This window comes from Paenibacillus xanthanilyticus, from assembly GCF_042682185.1.
GTDB classification, from domain to species: domain Bacteria; phylum Bacillota; class Bacilli; order Paenibacillales; family Paenibacillaceae; genus Paenibacillus_Z; species Paenibacillus_Z xanthanilyticus.
Genome location: NZ_JBHUHA010000001.1, coordinates 3,099,664 through 3,124,458, shown reverse-complemented (window position 1 = coordinate 3,124,458; position 24,795 = coordinate 3,099,664). Strand labels below are relative to the sequence as shown.

The window sequence follows — 24,795 nt, the reverse complement described above, 5'->3', positions numbered from 1 at the left end:
ATAACACAAAAAGCACCGCGCGACGCTCGTAGATGAGCGTCGGCGGTGCTTTTTTGCGATGCGAGGTGATCGGCTAAGTTCCGTTAACCGTGATGGGAGTCGCTCTTCCCGGAAATGACGACCGATGGCTGGCCGACATAATCGTCTTCGTCCTCCTTGCGGTTCATGAACGGCCACCAATTCGCTTCGCCGAACACCCGGACCATGACCGGGATGAACAGCGGCAGCATGACGAGCGCGTACATGAACAGGCCGCAGAGCACGATCGTCGCGATCTGGAGCAGCGACATGACGCCGGAAGGCAGCATGGCCGCGAACGTGCCGCCCAGGATGAGCGCGGCCGACATGATGACCGTGCCCATATTCTCCATCGAGCGGAGAATCGCTTCCTTCGGCGACAGATGGCGGTACTCCTTGAACCGGTCCATCAGGAAGATGCTGTAATCGATGCCGAGCGCCATCAGCATGACGAAGCCGAAGAACGGTACCGCCCAGCTGATGCCCGACAAGCCCATGATGCGGACGAAGATCACTTCCGCGATCGCCATCGACGTGTAGAACGTGATGAGCAGCGACAGAATCAGATAGATCGGCATCACGATCGAGCGGAACAGCACGATCAGAATGATGCCGATGCCGATGAGCATGAGCACGACGGTGCGCGAGTAGTCCGCGGCGGAAATATTGCGCAGGTCGTTGTTGATGCTCGATACGCCGCCGACGGCGTATTCGGCGTCCGCGAACGCCGTGCCTTTCAGCGCGCGGGTAATGGCGGCTTCCAGATCCGCCACCTTCTCGAGCGTCTCGATCTCGTACGGATTGCCGCCGAAGACGACGTCGAACTTCACCGTCTGGCGATCCTGCGAAAGGTAGACGTCGAGCGCAGCCTGGAATTGTTCGCCGTCGATGGCTTCCTGCGGGATGTACCAGCCGGCGAGCTGCTTATCCGGCGCGGAAGCAAGGCCGCTCAAGTAGTCGCCCGCGGAGCCGAGTCCGTCGGACACTTGCGACAAGCCGTCGACGCTTTGATTCAAGCCGTCGGTCAGTTGGCCCAGCTGGCCGCTGATTTGAGCGAAGCCGTCTTGCAGCTCCTTCTGCCCCGCCGCGAGCTGGTCGAATCCGCCGGTCAGGGCCGGCAGCTTCGCGACGATCTGTCCTTGGCCGTCCGCCGCCTTGGCGACGCCGGCTTGCAGCTGTCCGATGCCGGCTGCCAGCTTGCCGAGACCTTGCGTCAGCTGGGATTGACCGGCGTACGCTTGCGAGAAACCGGCATTGGCTTGGTTCAGGCCGCCGACGATCGCGGCGAGCTGACCGTTCAGCTGCGTCATGCCGCCGCTCAGCAGCTTCGCGCCGTCCGCAAGCGCCGTGACGGAGCCTTGCGCGCGCTGGAATTCGGGATCAGCGGCAAGATCCGGGTATTTGGACGCCAGCCCGGAGAGACTTTGGCCGAGACCGTCCAGTCCGGCCGCGATGGATGCCTGCTGCTTCGCCAGCGCGCTATAGGCATCCGATACTTGACCGAGACCACCGGCCATTTTCTTGTAATTGCCGAGCAGCTGCTCGCTGGCCTTGGTTAGCTGGTCCGCGCTCGACTTGGCTTGCGCGAGGCCGGCTTTCAGCTCGCCCGCGCCGGCCGCGCCGCTCGCAAGTCCTTGCTGCAGCTGCTTCAGGCCGCCGCCGAGCTGCTCGACGCCTTGCTTGAGCGCGTTCGTGCCGGCGATCAGCTCGCCGACCCCGTCGACGGCTTCATGGAGCTTCGGCGCGTTCGCCGCGAGAGAGCTGCTCGCTTCGGCGAGGCCGTCCGTGATTTGGCCGATGCCGTCTTCGCTCTTGCCGATGCCGTCTTCCAGCTGCGTGACCTGGTCGGTAACTTGCATTTCGTCCAGCGCTTCGCCGGTCGGGCGCGTCGCGCTGCGGACCGCTTTCACGCCGTCGACCTTCGCAAGCTCCCGGCTAAGCTGCTCGATCGCCGCCAAGCCTTCCGACGTATCCAGCGGCCGATCCGTCTTCACGACGACCGTAGACGGCAGGGAGTCCCCGGGACCGAAGCTGTCGGCGATGATGTTGAAGCCTTTGACGGAGTCGTACTTCTCGCCGATCTCGTCCAGGGAGTTGAAGGATGTCGACCCTTGGTAGGCGATAAGGAACGGAATCGTCAGCACCGCCAGGATGGCGATCGACCAGAGCGGGCGCTTCAGCGAGAAGCGTCCGACCGTTCCCCACAAGCGGCTTGGCTTATGGCCCGCAGCCGCTTTGGACGGCCAGAAGATCGCGTTGCCGAGCACTGCCATGAAGAACGGCACGATCGTGACGAGCGCGATCAGCATGACGGCGACGCCGACCGCGACGGCGACGGCCGAGCGGTACAGGACGAACGTCGAGAAGCCGATGGACGCGAAGCCGACGAGCACTGCGAGTCCGGAGAAGATGACCGTGCGTCCGGCGGTGCGATAGGTCGTCACGATCGCTTCGGCGCGGTCGTTCGTGTGCGCGAGCTCCTCTTTATACCGGCTGATCAGCAGGATGCAGTAGTCGGTGCCGATGCCGAAGAGTACGGCAACCATGAAAATTTGCGTGAAATTGGATAGCGGGAAGTCCGCGTACTTCACGAGGAACGCGACGACCGACTGCGAGACGAGGTAGCTGAAGCCGACCGTCAGCAGCGGAATGAACGGCGCGACGACCGAACGGAAGACGAGGAACAGGATCGCGATGATGAACACCGCCGTGATCAGCTCCGTCTTCTTCAGCCCTTCCTGGGAGCTCTGGACGACGTCCTCGGAGATGAGCCAGTTGCCGGTATAATAATGCTCCACCTTGACGTCCTTGACCGCGTCGTGGATCGCATCGGCGGCTTCGACCGGCGTGCGGCCGTCCAGCTGGACGTTCAGCAGCACGAGCACCGTCTTGCCATCCTTGGCGACCATCTGTTCGGCCAGCTCGGGGGTATCGACATGGGAGGTGACGCCGCCGATGCCGTATTGCGCCTTCTCCTGCTTGAGGCGCTCGACGGTCGCCTTGATCTCGGCGTTGTCGGCATCGCTCAAGCCTTGGTTATTGTGAAACACGAGCACGGTGGAGGCGCCGCTGCTATCGCCGCTCTGCTCCTCCATCGCTTCGATGAGCTTGCCGGCATTGGACGACGAGTAGCCGTCCGGGACGTCGACTTGGCCCTTCTCGCGCACGAGCTCCGCCATATTGGGAGCGGTCGCCATCAAGCCTGCGGCAAGGACGATCCAAAGGACGATCATGACCCACCGGAGTTTCAATATCGTTCTCATCCGTGACATTCTCTCCTATCATCTATAAATTGCGGGTTCAACAAGCTGACAATTCAGCGCCGTGAAGGAACGGCGCTGCTAGCCGTGCAGCACGCGGGCCAGCTTCTCGAAGGTGGCAATGAACGCCAACGCTTCCTCGGCTTCGAACTGGTTCAAATAGGGCGCGAGCGCGCGCTGAATTCTTTCTTCCATGTCGGCCGTCACCCGGACGCCTTCCTCGGTCAGGTTCAAATAGGTTACGCGCCGGTCCGTCTTATGCGGCACGCGCTCGATCAGCTCCTTGTCGAAGAGGCGATTGACGATCGCGGTGATCGAGCTTTTGCCGACGCAAAAAATATCGGCCAGCTCCGACGACGTGCACGGGCCGTTATCCCGGATATGGCGCAGCGTCGCGTATTGCTCGATCGTCAAGCCGTCCGGCATGTGATCCTTCAGCACGGCGTCCAGCTTGCGGTTGACGGAGAAGAACACGTCCTGGTAGCGGACGATCAGTTCTCTCAAAAATTGCGGCTCCAACTGGTGCAAACCTCCTCTCGTTCTCTGAAACGGTTTCATGCTCGTATTATTCGATGATGAAATAGTTCTATGATAGAACTATATAAAATCGGACAGCCGGTCGTCAATCGGAGGACGGCCTCGAATGTGTGAACATTCGGTGACGGAACGGCGTGTCGACATTGATAAATAATTCGAGATTAAGAGGAAGATATTCGATGGTTGACCCACATGGCGCCCGGTATAGTGGAGGTAGGAAACGGTATTAAACTTTCATTCCTTCAAGGGAGGTCCTGCCATGCGCAGCGTAGTCAGAGAGAAGCATGCCGAACGTCAGCCGGTATGGAGGCGTATATTTCAATCCATCGGGTTCAAAATCGGGCTCATCATGGTCGCGTCCATCGTCGCGTTCGTCGCGGCATCCGGCATGATTTCATATGGGATCGCCAAGCGCGCGCTGGAGAAAAAGGTCGTCGCCGCATACGGCCAAACGGCGCAGCAGACGTCCCAAAAACTCGATTTCCTGTATAAAACGTATGATGGGCTCCTGCTCAAAATGATGGTCGACGAGAAGCTGGCCGATTCGGTGACCGCGCTGGCGGACCACGCCTCCGACTCGCCGGCGTACGCGTCGCTCGCGGACGACATCGATCTGCTGCTGCAGGACTATATGTATTCGGATCAAAGCATTACCTCCATCGAGCTGCTGCTCATGGACGGCACGTTGTTCCCGACCAAATCGGGACTGTTGAAAAACCGGAGCTACGGCGAGGACGCCTGGTTCCAATCGATCGTCAAGGCAGACGGCCAATCGGTATGGCTCGGTTCGAACCTGCCGGACAACCGGAACACGAATCCGACGTTCTCGGTCGGTCGCGTCATCCGCGGCGCCGGGCAGACCGGCGGCTATTGCGTCATGCTGATCGACGTCGACCTCTCCGCCATGGGCGAGCAGATTAGCGGCGTCGAGATGGGCGAAGGCACCGTGCAGGTGATCAGTCCGGGCGGCAGCATCGTGTACGACAAGAAGGTGGGGGGCAACGGCGGGCCGTCCCAGCTGGCGATGCCGGCCGAGCTGATGGAGAAGACGGAGGGCAGCTATGCGGATCCGGCAGGCAAGCAGCAGATCGTCTTCGCGCAGTCGGTGATCAATGGATGGAAGATCGTGGGCTACATCCCGTTCTCGGACCTGTACAAGGAAACGGAGGACATGTTCGGCGCCATCGCGGTCGTGCTGGTGTCCGCGTGCGCGGCCTCGATTATTATCGCGACCTTCACGGCGCGCTTCATCGGACGGCCGCTCGTCCGGATGCGGGACTTGATGCGCCAAGGCGCGGAGGGCGACCTGAGCGTGCGCACGCATGCCAAGGCCGCGGACGAGATCGGTCAGCTCGGCGCGAGCTTCGACCGGATGATGGGCAACATCGGCGCGCTCGTCGAACAGACGCGCATGTCCGCGCAGGAAGTGCTGACGACGGCGCATTCGCTCGCGTCGGCGTCGGCGTCGACCGAGTTGGCCGCCAAGGACGTCGCGGCGGCGACCGCGGATATCGCGAAGGGCGGGGAGGAACTCGCGCTCGGCGCGGAGCGCGGCAAGGATCTGACGGACGAGGCGATGCGCCAGACGGACGACATGATGGCGGCGAGCGGGCAGATGTCCGCGGCGGCGAGCGACGTTATTGAAGCGAGCGAACGCGGCACGGCGTCGATGCGCAAGCTGCGCGAGAAGACCGCCCATTCCGAGGAAGTCATCCAAGCCGTCACGGAGAAGGCCGAGTCGCTCAACGCCGCGGCCGCCTCGATCGGCAAGGTGCTCGCCTTGTTGAACGACATCATGAAGCAGACCAATATTCTCTCGCTGAACGCGGCGATCGAAGCGTCGCGCGCCGGGTCGGCGGGCAAGGGCTTCATGGTCGTGGCGGACGAGGTGCGGCAGCTGGCGGATCGCTCGCGTCTGTCGATCGAGGAGATCCGCGGCTTGACCGGTACGATCGAGCGCGGCGTCGGGGAGACGGCGGCGATGCTGTCGGCCGCGCAGCCGGTGTTCCGCGAGCAGCTCGCGGCCGTGCAGGAAGCGGACGAGCTGTTCCGCCAGACCGGCGGCAGCATGGAGGCGTTCCGCCGCCAGCTGCACCGCGTGAGCACGTCGGCCGAGGTGCTGGAGCAAATCCAGCATTCGCTCGTCGAGGCGATGATGGGCGTAAGCGCGATCTCGGAGCAATCGCTCGCGTCCTCCGAAGAGGTCGCCTCCCAGAGCGCCGAGCAGCTAGGCATTAGCGCCGATCTGGTCGCCCTGTCGGAGAGGCTGCAGAAGCTATCGAACGAATTGAAGGACTCGCTGAACCGGTTTGCATGATAGCCGGGGAGGGGAGTCCTCTCTCTTTTTGGGGCCGGAGGCGGGCGTATGGTCGCTCGGCCAAATGTACGACCATCTCATCGCGGTCGCGCACGAGTATCTGGATCACGTGGAGACCTGCGTGGGAACGGGAACGGAACAGCTGCTTGGCAAGACGGCCGCGGGCGAGGAGGTCTTCAGGCTCGGCGGATTCCCGCCCGTCAAGATTGCGCTGCCCGATGAAATGAACCACGCGGACAACCCGGACAGCATAGAAATCCTCGATGAGCGGCTTCGGCAGGTCATGAGCCGGATGCGGGAGCTGGAAGGGAAGGCGGCCGCGGCCAATGCGAATGCCAAAGTCGAGCATGGCGACTTCGGCTGGCTGAACGCGCGCGAGTGGCAGGCGCTGATCGGCATGCACTTCCGCCATCATCTGAGGCAAAAGCGCGAGCTGGAGGAGCGGGTGGGGCTGTAGACCCCGCAGGCGTCGTATTTCCGCCTGGCGGCGGGCGCCGGCGAGCATCTGTATATTGTGCAGGCCAAATGGCCGCAAGGAAGCGCGAGCTACGTGTTCAAAGTCGAAGTCGAGCCGTCCGCGAAGCGATAATCGGCGAGGTTGCGAGAGCGTCGTATTAACGTCAAGTTGTGAAGCAAAAAGGGCCGTCTCGGGGTTCAAGCCCCGAACGGCCTTTCTGATCTTCGCTATGCAGCTTACGCCGACACTTCCGCGGTCTCCGCACGCGGCTCATTCTGGCGCAGCGCCCGCAGCTGGAACACCGGCATCGCCAGCAGGCAAATGAGCGTGATGACGATGAGCGCGATGAACAAGGCGCCGCGCAGCTCGGTCAGCGTGAAGGTGATCGTCAGCAGCAGGCAGCGGGTGACGATGAGCAGGGTCTCGCGCCAGACGAGGAAGGAAGCCCGCTGGGCGGCGCCGAGCGGTTGGATGCAGCGGAACTGCTGCGACGTCCAGACGGTATTGAAGTAGAACATGCCGATCGCCGTCAGCAAGTTGGAGGCGATCATGGTCTCCTTATACGGGAACATGACGACGATGAAGCCCGCCGCGAGCAGGAGTGTCCCGATCCAAAGCCAGCGCGACTCGTTGATCTGGATGCGGCGGTACAGCCAGAGTCCGAGCAGCGACACGAGCGTGTACGTCACGTTCAGCAGCGCGATCCACAGCTTGTTCTGCGTGACGGAGAACGTGAAGAGCAGCGTGAACAGGTTCTGGAACTGGAGGAACACGCCGCCGGCGAGCAGGGAGAGGAGCATCCACTTGGCGCCCGGGAAGCCGAACGCGGCGCGGAATCGGAAACGGCCCAGCTCCGCCTGCTCCTTCGGATCGGAGAGCTTCGGCATGGCGATCGGCGGCATCCGCAGCGAGAAGACGAGCATGACCCCAAGGGCGATCAGCATGAGGACGAACGAGCCGCCGTAGCCGCTCCAATCGATGACCTTGGCGGACGCGATCGGCACCAATACCGACAGCGCTTGGCCAATAATGCTGACGGCCGCGAAATAGCTGGAGAATTCGCTCGCCTTGCCTTGGAGGGACATGCCGAGGTTTTGCGCCGCCGACGTGAAGCCGAACATCATGCCGACCGGAAGACCCAGCAGCGCGATCCAAAGCAGACGGTTATCGAGCGTGACGGTCATGAGATACGCGAAGGCGATGCCGCCGAGCCCCGCAGCGCAGCTGTAGATTAACCGGATCGAGAAGCGGGTCAGCAGCTTGGCGGCGGTCCAGAAGGCCGCGCCCCAGCCGATGAACATGATCATGTTGTAGAAGGCGACGTCGGCGATCCGCTGTCCGTCCTCCCACAGGTACAGATTGACGTAGATGCCAATATAAATGGCGATAACGGAGCTGACCGAGTTCATGACGAGCAGCTTGCGTATGTCGGTAGACAAGGGCACAACTTCCTTTGCGTCGAATTGGCCGAATACAAAAAGACAACCTTAGCCGGGCGATTGCCCAAGCTAAGGTTCGTTCGCGCCCGATTGGGCGGCTTACTTAACCGCGCCTGCCGTAATCCCGCTGGCGATTTGACGCTGGAAGATGATATACAGGATGAGCACCGGCACGATCGTGAACATGAGCGCCGCGAACAGCGGACCCCATTCCGTGCGGTACTGCATCTCGGCTTGCATGACGCCGATCTCGATCGGCAGCGTGTATTGCTCAGGGTCGGATACGAGCACCGTACCGACGATGTATTCGTTCCAAATGTTCAGCACGTTGATGATGCCGACCGCGATCAGGCCCGGCTGCGAGAGCGGCAGCATGACGCGGAAGAACGTGCCGTAATAGCCGGCGCCGTCGATGTTCGCGGCTTCCTCGAGCTCTTTGGGCAGTCCTTTGAAGAAGCCGACGAGGACGAAAATGCCGAAGGCGAGCACGCTGGACGTGTACACCAGGATAAGGCCGATCTTCGTGTTGGTCAGATGCATCGAGTTCAGCAGGAAGAACAGCGGGATGAGCGCCAGGATGAACGGCACCATCATCGAAGAGATGTACAGGCCGTAAATGATGCCGCTGCCCTTGAATTTGAAGCGGGCGAGCACGTAAGCGGTCATCGCGGCGAGCAGCAGGCCGAGCAGCGTGGCGCCGCCCGTGACGACCAGCGAGTTGACGAAGTATTTGTCAAAGTGATACTTCTCCCATACATAGGAGTAGTTCTCCCACAGCAGCGGGAAATTCGGCAGCGCCCACGGCTTGTTGAAGAAGAACTGCTGGTTGTCCTTCAGCGAGTCCAGCAGCGTCCAGATGAGCGGATAAATTACGGACACGCTCCACAGGAGCAGAATGCCGAGAAAGATGATTTTGACGATCGGGTTTTTGATCCCCTGGTTCATGTAGGTCTCCTCCTAATTAGCCGAGCTCGACGGATTCCTGGCGCATCAGGCGCTGCAGGACGACGGTCGTCAAGAGCGACAGCACGAGAATGAGCACGCCGATCGCGGACGCGAAGCCGAAGTGGTATTGACGGAACGCCATTTGGTACAAATACGTGCCCATGACCTGCGTGGAATTGTCCGGTCCGCCCTCGGTCATGATCCAGACGATGACGAACGAGCCGTTCAGCGTCGTCATCATGATGTTGAGGATGGATACCTTCATTTGCTCCCAAATGAGCGGCAGCGTGATGGTCCAGAATTGACGCCATTGGCCCGAGCCTTCGAGGCTGGCCGCCTCGTAGTACGATTCCGGGATATTTTGAATGGCGGCGATCAAGAGCAGCATGTAGAAGCCGATGCCGGCCCAGATAGCCGGCGGCAGGAGCATCCAGATCGTATGATCCGCGAAGCCGAGCCACGTGATCGTCACCTGATCTTTCGTGAATAGGGACAAGAAGGAGTTCAGGAACCCGATTTGCGGGTTGTAGATAAAGTTCCACAGGACGCCGATGACGACGACCGAGATGACGTTCGGGATGAAGAAGATCGAGCGGAAGAAGCCCGCCAGCTTGAAGTTGAAGCGCGTCAGCGCGACCGCGAAGAACGTCGCCAGCGCCATGATGCCGATGATTTTGCCGAGCACAAGGAAATAGTCGTTGCCGATCGCGCGCCAGATGATCGGATCTTTGAACATCTCGATGTAGTTGTCGAAGCCGATGAAATCTTTCGTTTGGGACATGCCGGACCAGTCGAAGAACGAGAAGTAGAGCGCCTTGATCGTCGGGTAAATCGTGAACACGCTGAAGAACAGGAGCGTAGGCACGATGAAGGAGGCGATAAACACCGTCCGCTGCAGCTTGGCTGATCCTGAGTTCATAACGTTCACCTTCCTTTCATGTAAATTCGGAGGATGGCCGGTCGCCCGCGCCATCCTCCGCTTGTGCCTAAGATGAACCGATTATTTCGCTGCTTTCTTCACGGCGTCCGTGACGCGTTTCACCCAGTCGGCTGGTTCGATCGTGCCGGCCGCGAGCGCCGCGGAAGCGTCTTGCATCGCTTTGTCGACGTCGGCGTTGTACGTGATCGTCGGGATGACGACCGTGTTCGCGTCCGTCAGGTATTTCGCCGCGTCTTTAACATGGGAAGGCGCGTTGGATGCGCTGATGTCGCCTTTGATGTTCGAAGGCGCGCCGGACAGCTCCGCCCATTGGGACGCTTGCGCTTTGGAGAAGATGAATTGCAGGAACGCTTTCGCGGCATCTTTGTTTTTCGCGTTTTTCGCGATCGCAACCGTCGCCGTCGACGTGTTCGCTACGATTTTGCCGCCGTTGTCTTGACCGACGGACGGAATGAAGCCGAATTGGAAGCCTTGCGGCACGTCTTTGGACATTTCGTTCGGCAGCCACAGGCCGTTCGCGATGAACGCGTCCTTATGCTGCAGGAAGAGCATTTGGGAATCGGTGTGGTTGATTTGGACCGAACCTTTGTCGATGAAGCCTTTGTCGCGCAGCTCCACGATTTTGTTCAGCGCCGTCATGACGGCCGGGCTTTCGTACGCTTCGACCTTGTTCGCCGCCATGTCCTGCAGCACCGTGTAGTCGTTGTTGTTCGCGGAGACGATCGCCGGGAACAGGAACGCGCCGTTGATGTAGTACGGATATTTACCGGTATGGATGAATGGCGTGATGCCCGCGGCTTTGATTTTCTCGCTGACGTCGAGGAACGATTGGTAATCGGTCGGCTCCGTCCAGCCCTTCTCGGCGAAGAGCGCTTTATCCCAGAAAATACCCCACGAGTTGAGCACGAGCGGGATGTTGTAAATTTTGCTGTCGTACTGCTGCGGCGCTTGCGCCAGAATGTCGAGGATTTTGTCGCCGTCGACGTTCGTCGCGGATTGGATCCACTCGGTCAGGTCTTCGAGCTGGCCGTCTTCCACGAGCTGGCGGTCGTTGAGCTCCGGTCCGTCGATGTACACGAAATCCGGCGGCGTGCCCGCGATCCAGCGCGGTTTGTTCTGTTCGTTGATTTTCGGTCCGCCGAGCGCCTTGATGTTCAGCTCCGGATTCGCCGCTTGGAAGTCGGCGATGACTTTCTTCCACCAAGCGTCGCCGTAGCCGCCGACGAAGTATTGAATTTCGAAGTCGCCCGTCAGCTTCGCGCCGGCATCTGCCGTCTCGCCGCCCGTGTTCGCGGCGTTGTTCGTCCCCTCGTTCGTCTTCGTTTCAGCGTTATTCGCTGGTTGGTTGTTCGTTGTTTCGTTGTTCGATCCGCATGCGGCAAGCGGCAGTACCAGCATCGTCGCGGCGATCCCCATTGCGAGTTTGTTTTTAAGCACCATTGATGCAAACCCTCCTCGGCATTCTCTTGAGTTCGCGCCGGCTTCTCTTGTGTTCCGGCGCCTAAGACCATCATAGAGGACGGGCCGAAATCGCTGAATCGAATATCTTCCGCGAAATCTTGAATAAATTCTTTTAAAATTATTGAACAAAGAAAATGCTGCGCACGAGTGGTGGCCTTTCGATCGCTGTTGTTCATGGATATCTTGATCTAGTCAGATTAAGGGGGATATCCATTCACAAAGGCGAACGCTTCGCTTCTACAGGCTCACCTCTCTTGCTCCGCTGCTTTGTTCGTCAGAATTTAGAACAGATTTCGCGGGGTGGGGGGAGAAAAAGGAACCAAACCGGCCGTTCGCCGGTCTTATTGAATAGAGGTGAATGCATTGGCGCAAGGTTGGGAGTATTTGAAGCATCTGGACGCGGGCTATGACCGGGCGCCGGTGCTGCGCGATATGATGGACGCTTACGGGAACGACGTTTGGAACTACGCCTTCTTCCTGACGAAGCGTCCGGAGGCCGCGGACGATGTGGCGCAGGAGGTGTTCCTTGCCGCGTACAACGGACTGTACGCTTTCCGGGGCGGCTGCACGGTCAAGAGCTGGCTGCTGACGATTACGAGGAACAAGGCGCTGCATGTTGTGCAGAGCGCCTTCATGCGGCGGGTGACGCTGACGGACCGGCTCGTCCGTAAGGACGCGGCGCCTTCGGCCGAAGCGGACGCGCTCAAAGGGATGGACAATCGCGCGCTCTGGGAGACGGTCCTGCGGCTGCCGCGCAAATATCGGGAGGTGCTCATCCTGGACTATCACTATGGATTGGCGCTGCGGGAGATCGCGGCCCTGCTCCGCATCTCGGAGGGTACGGTCAAGTCGCGATCGCACCGGGCGAAGAAACGGTTGAGCGCCATGCTGTCCGAGGGCGGCGTGGGAGAGGAGGCGTAACGATGCAGAACGATAAGCCGCAATGGGCATTGGAAATGGAGAAGCCGCCGTTTCCGAATGAAAGGTTCACAGACGCGATGAAGCGGGAGGTGATGTCGCGGGCGGGCGGAGTCGGACAGCGGAGTCGGGCGCGGGTCGTTCGGACATGGATCGCCGCCGGATTGCTCGCGCCCGTGACGATCGCGCTGCTGTTGGTATTCGGGCCGCTCTGGAGCGGGGAAGGGGGCGCTGGCCTACGCGGCGGCATCGGCGCCGGGAACCCGTCGGCGTCCGTCGCCGGCCCGGGCGAAGCGTACGACGAGCAGGGCCGTCTGCTGTTCACGCTTCATCCGGATCCGAACGCGCGAGCGGGCGAAACGACCGGGTACCTGTTCGCCTTCACGGCGCCGATGGAGACGTTCATGCGGCGGACGCTGACGATTAAGGCGCAGCATGTCGCGACCGGCGAGGAGGAGACATTGTCATCGGCGTCCATCTCGAGACCGAGCAGCGGATACGAGGGACTCGAACGCTATACCGTCCGATTCGCCTTACCGCTCGGGGGAGAATGGCGCATTCGCGTGCTGCTGGACGACCAACTATACGGACAGCTCATGCTGAATATGCCTGATCCAGCTTGGACGCCCAGCCCGCTGTTCGCTTCGGGTGCCTACATGATGCGCGGCGTGGACCAGCGCGTTGGCATTCTTGACGTGCCGTTCACGGCCGGACAGGCGCAGAAAGTCATGTGGCATTTCTGGGGAAGCCGCGACGAGCTGAACGGCCCGTTCGACGTCAAAGCCGTGAAGGAAGGCTCGGATCAGCTGATGACCGTCTACGAGACGAAACCGTTTCTCTCCTCGAACGCGTTGGCCGGTGCTAATAACGGGGCGGATCGCCACGTCGTAACGATGATCGAGCTGCCGGAAGCCGGCAAGTGGCGGCTGCTGCCGTATGTAAGAGGGAGTCTGCTGGACAGCGTGGTCGTGGATGTGAAGTAATGTTCGAGCCCGCGCAGAAGGTGACGGCCCTGCCTTACAGCACCATTGTTGAACAACTGGTACTAGACTATATGATTAGCTTAAAAACCATCCCAACAAGCAAAAGACCACAGCGTTCGTGTCCGAATGCTGTGGTCTTCTTATCGCAAAAGGAAGGCAGGCAAACCAGGGGCTGGCGGACATCTCGTCCAGCATTTCGCCCAAATCAACAAGCATGATCCGCCGCTCCCGTCAACGCTCCTCGCGAACGGCTTGCGTGCGCGCCACCGCGAACTGCTGCAGCTGATCGAGCGCCGCTTGCGGGGAGACGTGGTTGTTCAGCACGGCGCTGCCGAGCTTGCGGGCTTTGTCCATGACGGCCTGCCAAGCCGGCTGCTGGATCGGGTAAAACTGGGCGACGGCGAGGGCGTCCAGGCTGTTCTTCATCAGCGGATCAGCCACGGCGAGCTGGCTGCCGACGTCCTTCAGCACCGGGACGAACCCTTCGCGGGTGACCATCTGCGCGTACGATTCGCTGTTGTACAGGAAGTCGATGAAGGCGGACAGCGCCTCCTTGTTCGTATGGTCGGTCTTGAAGGAGACGAGCACGTCATGGACGCCGAAGGCGAGCGGCTGCACCCCGGCCTTGACCGGGAGCGGGCCGGAGCCCCACTTCAGGTTCGGGAATTCGCGGGGAACGACGGAGGCGAAATAGGTGCCCGAGATCATCATGCCGAGCCGGCCGTCGCCGAGTACGCGCTGCTTCTCATCCCGCGTCGTGACCGTCGGGTCGGGATCGGTCAGCCCTTCGTCGTACAGCTGCTTCAGGAACGTGAGTCCCTCGACGTTCGCCTTGGCGTTAATCGCCCATTCCCCATCCTTCAGCCAGCCGCCGCCCGCGCCGAGGAAGAAGTAGGACAGGTACGCCTGAATTTCGTTGTCGGTCAGGTCGACGCCGAACCCGTTCGCCTTGCCCGTCGCGGTAATGGCGCGGGCCGCTTCGCGAAGTTCCTCCCACGTCGCGGGCGGACTCGTCAGTCCGGCCTGCTCGAACAGCTCCTTGTTGTAGTATAAGTTCCGTACCGACGCCACATAGGGAAGCGCGTATTGGATGCCGTTCAGCTGATCCATGTGCATGAGACTCGGATACAACTTGTCCTTCAGCTCGTCCGAAATGATCGTGTTCAAGTCGTTGAGCAGCCCGTCGGCGGCAAAGTGGGCGTACACGTTCGTATTAAGCAGGTCCGGCGGTTGGTTGTTGCTGATCATCGTCGTGTAGATGCCGTCGAGAATATCCCAATTGGCGACCTGCAGCTCGACGTCGATGTTCGGGTTGTTCTGCTCGAACTCCCGCACGAGCGCTTCGAGCATCGGCTTCGTCTCGCTGCTGTATTCGGAGGCGACGAACCGGATGAGCGCCGGCTCTTCCTCGTTCTTAAGCGGCGTTGGCGGCAGGGCGTTCCCGGAGCAGGCGGCGGTCGCGAGCGCGAGCGTCCCGCATGCCGCGGCTAAGATTGCGACGCGGACGACGATGAGGCGGCCGTGCATAGGCGTTCCTCCTTTCCTCTATTTCTCGCTAAACGGAAACAGCAGTTTTTGATTCTCGGCCGAATACATGTTCATCCGGTTGACGACGGTGGAATCGATGAGCGTCGTCGTCTCGACGTCGCCGCCGTTAATCTCGCGCAGCGCGGTCTTCAGCGCCAGGTAACCGAGGTTGAACGGGCGCTGCACGAGCGTCGCGCCGAGCACGCCGGACTCCAGCAGCTGAATCTCGTCGATGGAGCTCTCGAAGCCGATCAGCTTCATCTCGCCGGCCATGCCGGCTTCCTCGATGGCCTGGGCGACGCCGAGTGTCGCCGATTCGGTCAGCGTAATGAACGTGTTGAACGGCGGCTGGCCTCCGCCGAGCAGCGACTTGGCGATCAAGTAGGCGCGCTGCTTGGCATCCAAGGTGTAATAAGTGCCGTACACGCCATCCGGGTAGGCGAGCAGCGCCTGCTCGATGCCGCTCTTGCGGGCGTTCGACGCGTTCGCATCGACGTTGTCGCTGATGATCGCGACCTTCGGATGGCCGCCGGTCATGCTGATGGCGGTCGCGCCCGCGAGCCGTCCGGCCTTCAGGTGATCATTGGCGACCGATACGGGCGGCGGATCGAGCGGGATCGGGTTGTCGATCAGGACCAGCTTGATGCCGGCCTTGCGGACCTGCTCCAGCTTGTCGACCATCCGGTAATCGTTGATCGGGGCGACGACGATCGCGTGCGGCTTGCGCTTGATCGCCTCGTCCAGCAGCGTGATCTGCGTGTCGGCATCGGTCTCGACGAGCGGGCTCTGTACGACCGTCTCGACGCTCAGCTCCTTGGCCGCCGCATCGACGCCGCCTTTTACAGCCTGCCAGAAGTCGGAGCGGACGTTGCTGGATTTTAAGATGACGATGATGCTCTTCGTCTCCGAGCCGGTGACGCCGACCCATGACGTAATGCCTGCCAGATGGGTGTAGAACACCGCGTAAAGGATGAGAATCGCCGTCATGACGGTCAGGATGATGGATAGCCGCCGTTTGCGCATAGGTCCGCTCCTTTCATTCGATTCGCGGAATCGTGATCGTCACGGTCGTGCCGACCTCGAGCTCGCTTCGGATGGCGACGCCGTAGGCTTCGCCGAAGAACAGCTTGATTCGCTCGTTCACGTTGCTGATGCCGATTCCTCGGCCGCTGCCGCCTGGGGACGCCTCCGATTCGCCCGCGCTCCACAGCGCGGCGAGCCGCTCTTCGCTCATGCCGAGTCCGTCGTCCTCCACCTCGAAGACAATATCTCCGCCTTGCTCGAAGCCGCGAATCGTGATGAGCCCCTTCTCCGGCTTATTGCGGATGCCGTGGTAGATGGCGTTCTCGACGAACGGCTGCAGCAGGATTTTGAGCGAACGGTAGGGCAGGATGGACGGCGAGATGTCGAGCTTGTAGTCCAGCTGGCTGTTGTAGCGCATCTGCTGAATGATGAGATAGTTCTTGATATGCTCGATCTCCACCCGGATCGGGACGATCTCCTTCTCCTTGGAGATGCTGGCGCGGAACAGCTTGGCGAGCGCGCTCGTCATGAGCACGACCTCTTCGTGCTTCTTCTGCTCGGCCATCCAAATGATCGAATCAAGCGTGTTGTACAGGAAGTGCGGGTTGATCTGCGACTGCAGCAGCTGCAGCTCGCTCTTGCGCTTCTGCTCTTGGGTGAGGATCGCGTCCTGCATCAAATTTTTGATCTGGCCGACCATCATGTTGAAGGTGCGCCCGAGCTGGCCGATCTCGTTCATCTGCCCGATCGGGGTCTTGATGTCGAAGTTGCCTTTCTCGACGAGCTTCATGTCCTTCTGCAAGTTTTTGATCGGACGGGACAGCTGGTGCGAGAGCAGCACCGACAGCACGAGGGCGACGACGAGACCGAACAGGGCATAGTAGAAAATCGATTTGCGGATCGCGCCCTTGTTCGCCATCAGCTCGTCCGTATAGGCGACGCCGACGATTTTCCAGCCGAAGCTGGTGTCCTGCACGGAATAGATCCGCTTGCCGTCCTGGCCGCCTACCGCGAAGGAGGTGCCGCTGGCCGCCGCGTTCACCTCGTCGATCATCTCCGTCCGCAGACCGCTGTAGATGAGCTGCTGCTGCGGGTGATAGACGATGTTGCCTTCGTCGTCGACGATGAACACATACCCTTTGTTGCCGAGGTTGATCTGCCTAGCCATGTCGTTGATGACGCTCATGTTCAGATCGACGAGGAAGACGCCCTCGGGCATAATGCCGTCCGTGCTGCGCAGCTCGCGGCTGAGCGAGACGACCCACCGGTATTCGTTCTTGATGATGTTCTGCACATGCGGCGCGGAGATGACCGAGCGGCCCTTTGCTTCCTTGGCCGCCTTGAACCAGGGTGTGTCCTCGGGGCGCACGTTCGGGTTCAGGCTCGTAATCCGGCGGTCCGAGACGAACCGGTCGTTGTAGCCGAACACCATGATCGACGCGATGTCCTGGCGCGTATACAGGATCGCCTGGAACAGGTCGGAGATCCGCTTCTCGTATACCCGGCGTTCCTCGGCGCTGATGAAGCTGTTGTCGGCGATGTAATATTTGACGTCCTTGTTCGTCATGGCGAGCAGCGAGATGTTCTCCATGTTGTCGACGTAGGACTGGATGTTGCTGTTGACCTGCTTGATGATTTCCTCGACGTAGCCCGTCGCGTTCTGCTCCACGGCGTCGACCGACAGCCGGTAGCTGGTAAAGCTGGTCACGGCGATCGTCACGAGGATGAGGCAGGAGAACGCGAACGAGATGCTCGATTGGATGCTCTTGAGCGGGAACAGGGGCAGCAGCGGCCGACGGTGTCCGAAGAACATGTCAGGCGCCGCTCCGCTCGCGGAATTCCCTCGGCGTGATGCCGGCGTGCTTCTTGAACAGGATGCTGAAATAGTTCGGATCGCCGTAGCCGACCTTCTCCGCGATCTCGTAGAATTTGAGCGTCGTGTGCTGCAGCAGCTCCTTCGCCTTCTCGATCCGCACGCGGGTCAAATATTCGACGAACGTCTCGCCGGTATGCTGCTTGAAGACGAGGCTGAAGTAGCTGGTGCTCATGAGCACGTGGCGGCACAGCTCCTGCAGCGACATTTTCTCGTTGGCGTAGTGGCTCTCGATGTATTCGATCGCCCGCCGAATCTGCGTCCCGGTGTAATGGGTACGGCTGCCTTCGATGACGGTCATGACCGTCTTGACGGCCTGCTTCAGCCACTGCTCGATCTCGTCGACCGTCTTGAAGCGGTAGACGTCGGTCAGCATCGTCTGCGGGTCGAAATTCATGCCTCCGCTCTCGTGGGCCGACAATTCCTGAATGGAGTTCATGAGCGCGAGCACGACCTTCTGCATATGGAGCACGCATGCTTCGATCGGCACCATGGACGACTTCAGCTCCGCCACCATCTGCTCGATCAGCCGCTGGGCATCCTGCATGGAGCCGGTCTTGACGCTGGAGGCGAGCTTGCGGTCCCAATCCGGCTGCACCGGAGGCAGCGTCTGCGCTTTGCCTTCGAGGTCGATAATGCTGATAATGCGGTTCTTGCCGAGCAGGAACCGGTAATCGAGCGCGCCGAGGGCGCTGCGGTACGAGCTGGGCAGCCGTTCGGTCGACTGGCACGCTTGCCCGATGCCGACGGTAATCGTGAATTTGAGGTAGCGCTCGATCTCGTGGCGCACCTGCTCGGCGACGCGGAACGCCTTGTCGTAGAGGGCGCTCTCCTCCGCGATGCCGTAGACGACGGCCACCATCCGTTCCTCGCGGGTACGGAAGACGATGACGCCTTCGCCGGCGCAAATTTCGCTGACGATATCGAACGCCGCAAAGCGGAGCATCTCTTCGTCGAAGGCGTCGAAATCGACCCCTTCGCGGTCGCCGAAATCGTCGATATCGACGACCATCGCGACGTACATCGAAGAGAGCGGCGGCAGGCCGAAGTACGCGAAGCGCTCCGTGATCTCCGCCCGTCCGAGGCCGTTGATGACGAGCCGCTCGAGGAACCGTTCCTTGAGCAGCGGCAAGCTCTGCTTCAGCTGGTTCTGCAGCCGGCTCATGTCTTCGCGGCGCTTTGCTTCCTCGTCCATCTCGGCGCGCGCCTTGTCGAGCAGCTCGCGAATCTCGCGCGCGGTGATCGGCTTGATGATGAAGTCCGATACCTTCAGCCGGAGCGCCTGCTGGGCGTAATCGAATTCGTCGAAGCCGGTGAGGATGATCATCTTGATATAGGGATAGCAGGCGCTGACGGCCGCGGCCAGCTCCAGTCCGTCCATGAACGGCATGCTGATATCCGAGATGATCAGATCGGGCTTGTGCTGCTCGACCGCCTCGAGCGCTTCCCGGCCGTTCGCGTAATCGCCGACGAGGGTAAAACCGTGGTCCCCCCACGTAATCGTGTTCTTCAAGCCGTCGCGTACGACTGCTTCGTCATCGACGATGATGACCTTGTACATGCCGCCACCCCTTTGGTTCAAATCCAAGAATGTATAGGTTACACGCAATAGAAGTCATCTTGTATTTCTCTGAAACGAAACGCGCCTCGCCGCAAAAGACGGCGATAGCCGTTATGCCTTGCGTAAGCGAATGGAAAAAAGAATGATGCGGATATCATAACTCTGATGATAGAAGATGCCGGCGTGGATTACATGCATGGAAACGCTGTCTCTATGATATATGAAAATTCGACAGCGTCAAAGTCGATTATTCTCTGATTTTGGCGGCTTCCCGGCGCGCCGCTGTACCGCGTTAATGGGCCGCTCGGCGCGCCTAGCGGATATCGGCTATAATGCCTGTAGGACTGAATTGGCAGCCCGATTCCGAACGATCAGGAGGAAGGACAACGAATGACGATCTATAGGGAACGCAAAAAGCGGCTGCTCGCCGCGCTGGCCGAGCAAGGCATCGGGAGCGCGCTGATCACGTCGCCGACGAACGTGTATTATTTGACCGGATTCCTATGCAATCCGCACGAGCGGTTCATGGGGCTGCTGCTGCACGAGCGCCAAGAGGCGCTGTTCGTGCCGCTGCTCGATAAGGACGCCGCGGTGGAGGCGGGCTATCCGGCGGATATCGTGACCGTGTCCGATACCGAGGATGCATACGAGCTGCTCGGCAGCCGGCTGCCGGAGCACGGCGGACGGTTCGGCGTGGAGATGAACGCGGTCAGCATGGCCCAAGGCGAGAAGCTGCGCGCGCTGATGCCGGACGCTATCTTCGCGGACGCGGAGCCGGCGATCATGGGACTTCGGCTGCAGAAAAGCGAGGATGAAATCGCGAAAGTGCGCCATGCGATCGATATCGTGGAGAAGGTGGTGGACTTCGCGGCTTCCCGCGCTGTCGTCGGGATGACGGAGATCGAGCTGACGGCCGAGCTGGAATACCAGATGCGCCGGCTCGGCGCGTCCAAGCCCGCGTTCGAGTCGATCGTGCTCGCCGGCGCGCGCTCCGCGCTGCCGCACGGCAAGCCGGGCGATTACGCGATCGCGCGCGGCGACTACGTGCTGATCGATATCGGCGTCGTGGCCGACGGCTACTGCTCGGACATTACGCGCACGTTCGTCATGGGCGAGGCATCCAAGGAGCAGGAGCGGATCTACGAAACGGTGCTGGCGGCGAACATGGCCGGCATCGCCCGGTCGAAGGCGGGCGTCGCGCTGGCGGAGCTGGACGCGGCGGCGCGCGAGGTGATCACAGCCGCAGGCTATGGCGATTACTTCACGCACCGGGTCGGACACGGCTTCGGCATGGACGTGCATGAATCGCCTTCGCTGCACGGCGCCAACCAGGCGATCGCCGAGCCGGGCCTGTTGTTCACGATCGAACCGGGTATCTACGTGCCGGGCGTCGGCGGCGTGCGCATCGAGGACGACGTCTATATACGCGCCGACGGAACCGCCGACGTACTGACCGCTTATCCGAAGGCGCTTCGCATATTAGGGTAAGGATTGCTGGGCCGGGAGCGCGAGAGTCAAGCTGAACAGGGGAGTGAGATGAAGATGGCAGACAAGTTCAAGAACGTTGAAAAGGTAGCGTACGGTGAGGCGGCCGGTCAACTCAGGACGGGCGATATTTTGCTCGGCTCCGGCAATTATGTCGTGAGCGAGCTCATCAAACGGTTTTCGGACTCCATGTTCAGCCATGTCGCCATCATCGTGCGCTGGCGCGAACGACCCTTGATTCTGGAAAGCGTCGAGGACGACGGCGTGCGTCTCGTCCCGCTGACGCATTACCTGGACAATTACGAGAATCGCCGCGCCCCGTATAACGGGAAGCTGTACATCGCGCGTCACCGGGAGCTGGCAAGCTCGCAGAGCGGGGATGCCCGCAACGGCGCCATCGTCGATCGGGGCTTGGACCTGCTGAACCGCAAATACGACAACGAGGAGATCGCTCGCATCGTCTCGCGGATCGGGCTTGGCCTCGGCAGGCATGAGGATAACGACGCCTATATTTGCTCCGAGTTCGTGGAGGAATGCTTCGCGCAGGCGGACATTTATTTTCAGAAGGATGAACGCGGGTTTATCTACCCGCGGCATGTTGCCGAGGATGCGCGCGTGGACGCGCTGTTCCGGCTGCTGTAGCCTTCGAACATGTGTGCAAAGCTATAAGCTTCTAAGGAAGCAAGCGGCCGCATAGTCGGATTTCTGTGCTGTAATCGTGCTTCGGCGCCACGGGTCATGTTGACCTGTGGCGTTTTTTTATGTTCACCGAAAATAAGCGGACGGAGAGTCGACGTGGAGGAGAAAGGGGAGGTCGGTTATATAGGCGTCATATATTCGCGTAAAATTATCTATTGTGACTCACAATTAAATGTGATACATTTTGGATGTGGAAAATTTAACCGGAGAGGGTGAGGGCATTGGAACGCGAATTGGCGCTTGAGGCGGTGCGCGTCACGGAGGCGGCGGCGCTGGCGTCCGCGCCGTGGGTGGCGAGAGGGAGCAAGGCGGAAGCGGACGATGCGGCGACGGAAGCGATGCGGAGCATGTTCCGCACGCTCGCGATACGCGGCCGGGTGGTGATCGGAGAAGGCGAGATGGACGAGGCGCCGATGCTCTATATCGGCGAGCAGGTCGGGGACGGGAGCGGACCGGAAGTCGACGTCGCCGTCGATCCGCTCGAAGGCACGACGCTCGTGGCGCGCGGGATGAACAACGCGGTATCGGTGCTCGCGCTCGCGCCCAAGGGGCAGCTGCTCCATGCGCCGGACATCTATATGGAGAAGCTGGCCGTCGGCGCGCAGCTGGCCGGAAAGCTCAGTCTTCGCGATCCCTTGTCCGTCACGGCGCGCAAAGCGGCCGAAGGGCTGGGCAAGCCGCTCTCGGAACTGAACGTGCTGCTGCTGGACCGCCCGCGCCACGCGAGCATGATCGCGGAGCTGAGGGAGCTCGGGGTTCGCGTCCGGCTGCTGACCGACGGTGACGTGTTCGGCGCGATGATGCCGTGCGGGGCCAAGACCGGCGTCGATCTGTACGTCGGCTCCGGCGGCGCGCCGGAAGGCGTGCTCGCGGCGGCGGCGCTCAAGTGCATGGGCGGCGAATTCCAAGGCCGGCTGCTGCCGGAGAACGAGGAGCAGCGGCGGCGGCTCGGCGAGATGGGGATCTCGGGCGCGGACGACGTGCTGTTCATGGACGATTTGGTCGGCACGGGGGACGTTATTTTCGCGGCGACGGGCGTAACGCCAGGGGACTTCCTGGAGGGCGTCCAGCTGCTGCCGGGCCGAAGGGCGTCCACGCATTCGGTCGTCATGCGCGCCGCCACGCACACGGTTCGCTACATTCAGACCGAGCATGATTTGGCCTTGAAGGGGATGGCGAGCGCGGTGCCGTCGTTGGGGGCGTAAGCTAGAATAGGCGGTTGAGGCTTTAGCATATACAACAAGGCGTCATAATTATATACGCGTAATATATATTAGGAATAGGCGGAAAACGCCAGACGGCCGAACCGACCCAAGGTTAGCGAAACGAGATTAAAGGAGCGATTCGTATGGGAGCAGAACGCGCGGAAGTCTATGGTAGCCGAGAAAACTACGGTCTCGTGTTATGCCGGTGCTGCAATGAAATTATTGACACCATTCCGACGAACGGGATTAAGAAACTGTACAGTCTGTGCGATTCGGATCGCTGCCGCACGCTGGATCGCAACCAGTATGACCTCGGGGAGAAGCCGGCATGAACGCAATCTCCGGCATGCAACGCGCATGGCGCCAAAGTCGGCGCAGCCGAACTGATACGGCGGATCGCCGCGGGGCAATGGCCTAGTATACCCAACCGAATTATTCGCCGGAACGGACCGCGATGCGCCTTCTTGAAGGACGCAGCGCGGTCCGCCTTCTGTTGTGAAAATCTTCCGGCATCGGTTACAATAAATCGATGAGACGATGCGATCGGAGGGATGAGCGATCAAGCTATCGACAAGACAACAAAAGATCGTGGAGCTGGTTCGCAAGCGCGGTCCGATTACGGGCGAACAGATTGCGGAGCTGCTCGGGGTGACGCGTCCGGCGATCCGCTCCGACCTCGGATTGCTGGTGATGCTGGAATATTTGGAGGCCAAGCCTAAGGTAGGCTATTTCCTTCGGAAGGACCGGGATGGAGACGGCGAACCGGCGGCCGCATTGACCCACGACACGGCCATGCTGCCGGTACGGGAAGCGATGAGCGTGCCAATCGTGATGCGCGAGACGGCGACGGTGAGCGATGCGGTGGTCACGCTCTTCCTTGAGAACGTCGGCAGCTTGGCGGTCGTGGACGCGGAGGGGCGTCTGGCGGGAATCGTCTCGCGCAAGGACTTGCTCAAGGTTTCGCTCGGCAATCCGCAAGCGTCCTCGATGCTGCTTGGCCTGGTCATGACCCGGCTGTCCAATTTGGCGACCGTTACGCCCGAGCATACGGTCCGGGACGCGATGGCGATCATGATCGCCCGCGAGATCGACGGTTTGCCGGTCGTCGTGCCTCGGGGGAAGGAACCCGACGCGGGTCTGGAGGTCGTCGGCCGCATTACCAAGACGACGGTCGTGAAGCTGTTCTACGAGGCCTCCGTCAGGGGCTGAAGCGGCGATGTACGCTCATTTCAGGCAAGGGGGCCGGAACGAAGTTGAATAAGGAGATCAGAACGATACTGGTAGGCTCGGATTCCGTGGGCGAGACGGCGGATGCGGTCGCGCGCGCCGCGGTCCGCCAATTCGAGGGCCAGGAGGTCCGTCTGGAACGCTGGGCGCATATCAAGAACGAGGACGAAATCCGCCAGCTGATGGAACGCGCCGCCGCCCTTGGCGGCATGGTGGTCTATACGCTGGTGCTCCCCGAGCTGCGCGAGATGATCCGACAGGAGTCGGCGCGCCTGGGCGTTTGCGCCGTCGACGTGATGGGGCCCGCGATGGAAGGCTTCATCCGCACGTTCGATTCGGCGCCGACACAGCGGGCCGCGATGCCGCACCGGATGGATCAGGCGTATTTCAACCGGGTCGAAGCGATCGAATACACGGTGAAGTCCGATGACGGCCAATACGTGAGCGGCTGGAGTCAAGCGGACCTGATCCTGCTGGGCGTCTCGCGCACTTCGAAGACGCCGCTGGGCATCTATTTGGCCCATAAGGGCATCAAGGTTGCCAACTATCCGCTCGTACCGGAGGTCAAGGTGCCCGAAGAGCTCTACCGGATGCCTTCGGAGCGCCTGATCGGCCTTACGATGGACCCGGAGAAACTCATTGCGATCCGGATCGAACGGCTGAAGAGCATGGGGCTTCCGTTCGACGCGAGCTACGCGCGACCCCAGCGGGTTTCCGAAGAGCTCGAGCTCGCAGCCGAGCTGTTCCGCACGCTCGGCTGCCTGGTCGTCGACGTGACGCACCGCGCGATCGAAGAAACGGCGGGCATCATTCTGGACGCCCGCAAGCAGCTGCTGCCGTTGACTTAGGCGGTAGGCGGACGGCGCTCGCGACGAAACGCAAAGGACCTCGGATCCCATCCCACGATGGCATTCGAGGTC

20 protein-coding genes are annotated in these 24,795 nt (G+C 60.8%); 10 read left to right on the top strand and 10 right to left on the bottom strand.

The annotated features are described in order from the left end of the window. Nucleotides 1-83 precede the first annotated feature (83 nt). Together ACFSKT_RS13200 and ACFSKT_RS13195 are read right to left on the bottom strand one after the other, a co-directional pair. Nucleotides 84-3,281 (bottom strand): MMPL family transporter, encoded by a 3,198-nt coding sequence (locus ACFSKT_RS13200; RefSeq protein WP_377721463.1) that lies wholly within the window; start codon nt 3,279-3,281, stop codon nt 84-86. A 78-nt stretch (nt 3,282-3,359) separates the two neighbouring features. Next, the gene (locus ACFSKT_RS13195; RefSeq protein WP_377721462.1) at nt 3,360-3,797 is read right to left on the bottom strand and encodes a MarR family winged helix-turn-helix transcriptional regulator; all 438 of its coding nucleotides are present in this window, start codon (nt 3,795-3,797) and stop codon (nt 3,360-3,362) included. A 277-nt stretch (nt 3,798-4,074) separates the two neighbouring features. Between ACFSKT_RS13195 and ACFSKT_RS13190 the strand changes: the two genes are divergently transcribed. After that, nucleotides 4,075-6,132: a methyl-accepting chemotaxis protein gene (locus ACFSKT_RS13190; RefSeq protein ID WP_377721461.1), complete on the top strand. Its 2,058-nt coding sequence runs from the start codon at nt 4,075-4,077 to the stop codon at nt 6,130-6,132. A gap of 28 nt (nt 6,133-6,160) precedes the next feature. Then, entirely contained in the window at nt 6,161-6,589 is a 429-nt protein-coding gene (locus ACFSKT_RS13185) for a DinB family protein (protein WP_377721460.1), read from the top strand. A 236-nt stretch (nt 6,590-6,825) separates the two neighbouring features. Here ACFSKT_RS13185 and ACFSKT_RS13180 read toward each other — a convergent pair whose 3' ends face one another. The 4 genes from ACFSKT_RS13180 to ACFSKT_RS13165 all read right to left on the bottom strand — a co-directional run bounded on the left by ACFSKT_RS13180 (nt 6,826) and on the right by ACFSKT_RS13165 (nt 11,353). Then, on the bottom strand, nt 6,826-8,028 hold the full coding sequence (locus ACFSKT_RS13180) for an MFS transporter (RefSeq protein ID WP_377721459.1): 1,203 nt from the start codon (nt 8,026-8,028) through the stop codon (nt 6,826-6,828). Nucleotides 8,029-8,127: 99 nt separating this feature from the next. Further along, complete coding sequence (locus tag ACFSKT_RS13175) at nt 8,128-8,973, bottom strand: carbohydrate ABC transporter permease (RefSeq protein ID WP_377721458.1); 846 nt, start codon at nt 8,971-8,973, stop codon at nt 8,128-8,130. 16 nt (nt 8,974-8,989) lie between these two features. After that, the gene (locus tag ACFSKT_RS13170) at nt 8,990-9,892 is read right to left on the bottom strand and encodes a carbohydrate ABC transporter permease (protein ID WP_377721457.1); all 903 of its coding nucleotides are present in this window, start codon (nt 9,890-9,892) and stop codon (nt 8,990-8,992) included. 81 nt (nt 9,893-9,973) lie between these two features. Then, nucleotides 9,974-11,353: an ABC transporter substrate-binding protein gene (locus tag ACFSKT_RS13165; RefSeq protein ID WP_377721456.1), complete on the bottom strand. Its 1,380-nt coding sequence runs from the start codon at nt 11,351-11,353 to the stop codon at nt 9,974-9,976. Nucleotides 11,354-11,728: 375 nt separating this feature from the next. Here ACFSKT_RS13165 and ACFSKT_RS13160 point away from each other — a divergent pair, with 375 nt between their 5' ends. After that, on the top strand, nt 11,729-12,295 hold the full coding sequence (locus ACFSKT_RS13160) for an RNA polymerase sigma factor (protein WP_377721455.1): 567 nt from the start codon (nt 11,729-11,731) through the stop codon (nt 12,293-12,295). A 2-nt stretch (nt 12,296-12,297) separates the two neighbouring features. Next, nucleotides 12,298-13,275, top strand: a complete 978-nt coding sequence (locus ACFSKT_RS13155; protein WP_377721454.1) for a DUF4871 domain-containing protein — start codon at nt 12,298-12,300, stop codon at nt 13,273-13,275. A 231-nt stretch (nt 13,276-13,506) separates the two neighbouring features. On the opposite strand, the gene ACFSKT_RS13150 is transcribed toward ACFSKT_RS13155, so the two are convergent. Genes ACFSKT_RS13150 through ACFSKT_RS13135 form a run of 4 tightly spaced genes read right to left on the bottom strand, consistent with a single transcriptional unit; the run spans nt 13,507 to nt 19,259 of the window. Beyond that, nucleotides 13,507-14,802, bottom strand: coding sequence for an extracellular solute-binding protein (locus ACFSKT_RS13150; protein WP_377721453.1), 1,296 nt, complete (start codon nt 14,800-14,802; stop codon nt 13,507-13,509). An 18-nt stretch (nt 14,803-14,820) separates the two neighbouring features. After that, nucleotides 14,821-15,825, bottom strand: coding sequence for a substrate-binding domain-containing protein (locus tag ACFSKT_RS13145; RefSeq protein WP_377721452.1), 1,005 nt, complete (start codon nt 15,823-15,825; stop codon nt 14,821-14,823). A 13-nt stretch (nt 15,826-15,838) separates the two neighbouring features. Next, entirely contained in the window at nt 15,839-17,638 is a 1,800-nt protein-coding gene (locus tag ACFSKT_RS13140; protein ID WP_377721451.1) for a cache domain-containing sensor histidine kinase, read from the bottom strand. A 1-nt stretch (nt 17,639) separates the two neighbouring features. Continuing rightward, nucleotides 17,640-19,259, bottom strand: a complete 1,620-nt coding sequence (locus tag ACFSKT_RS13135) for a response regulator (RefSeq protein WP_377721450.1) — start codon at nt 19,257-19,259, stop codon at nt 17,640-17,642. Nucleotides 19,260-19,649: 390 nt separating this feature from the next. On the opposite strand from ACFSKT_RS13135, the gene ACFSKT_RS13130 reads away from it, so the two are divergent. From ACFSKT_RS13130 to ACFSKT_RS13105, 6 genes are all read left to right on the top strand, one after another. Then, a complete protein-coding gene (locus ACFSKT_RS13130) occupies nt 19,650-20,747 on the top strand; it encodes a M24 family metallopeptidase (RefSeq protein ID WP_377721449.1) in 1,098 nt (365 codons plus the stop codon). Between the two features lie 54 nt (nt 20,748-20,801). After that, nucleotides 20,802-21,386, top strand: a complete 585-nt coding sequence (locus ACFSKT_RS13125) for a YiiX/YebB-like N1pC/P60 family cysteine hydrolase (protein WP_377721448.1) — start codon at nt 20,802-20,804, stop codon at nt 21,384-21,386. Between the two features lie 278 nt (nt 21,387-21,664). Beyond that, nucleotides 21,665-22,648, top strand: coding sequence for a class II fructose-bisphosphatase (glpX, locus tag ACFSKT_RS13120; RefSeq protein WP_377721447.1), 984 nt, complete (start codon nt 21,665-21,667; stop codon nt 22,646-22,648). 143 nt (nt 22,649-22,791) lie between these two features. Next, a complete protein-coding gene (locus ACFSKT_RS13115) occupies nt 22,792-22,980 on the top strand; it encodes a hypothetical protein (protein WP_377721446.1) in 189 nt (62 codons plus the stop codon). A 226-nt stretch (nt 22,981-23,206) separates the two neighbouring features. Beyond that, the gene (locus ACFSKT_RS13110; protein WP_377721976.1) at nt 23,207-23,857 is read left to right on the top strand and encodes a helix-turn-helix transcriptional regulator; all 651 of its coding nucleotides are present in this window, start codon (nt 23,207-23,209) and stop codon (nt 23,855-23,857) included. 44 nt (nt 23,858-23,901) lie between these two features. After that, nucleotides 23,902-24,723 (top strand): pyruvate, water dikinase regulatory protein, encoded by an 822-nt coding sequence (locus ACFSKT_RS13105; RefSeq protein ID WP_377721445.1) that lies wholly within the window; start codon nt 23,902-23,904, stop codon nt 24,721-24,723. Nucleotides 24,724-24,795 lie beyond the last annotated feature (72 nt).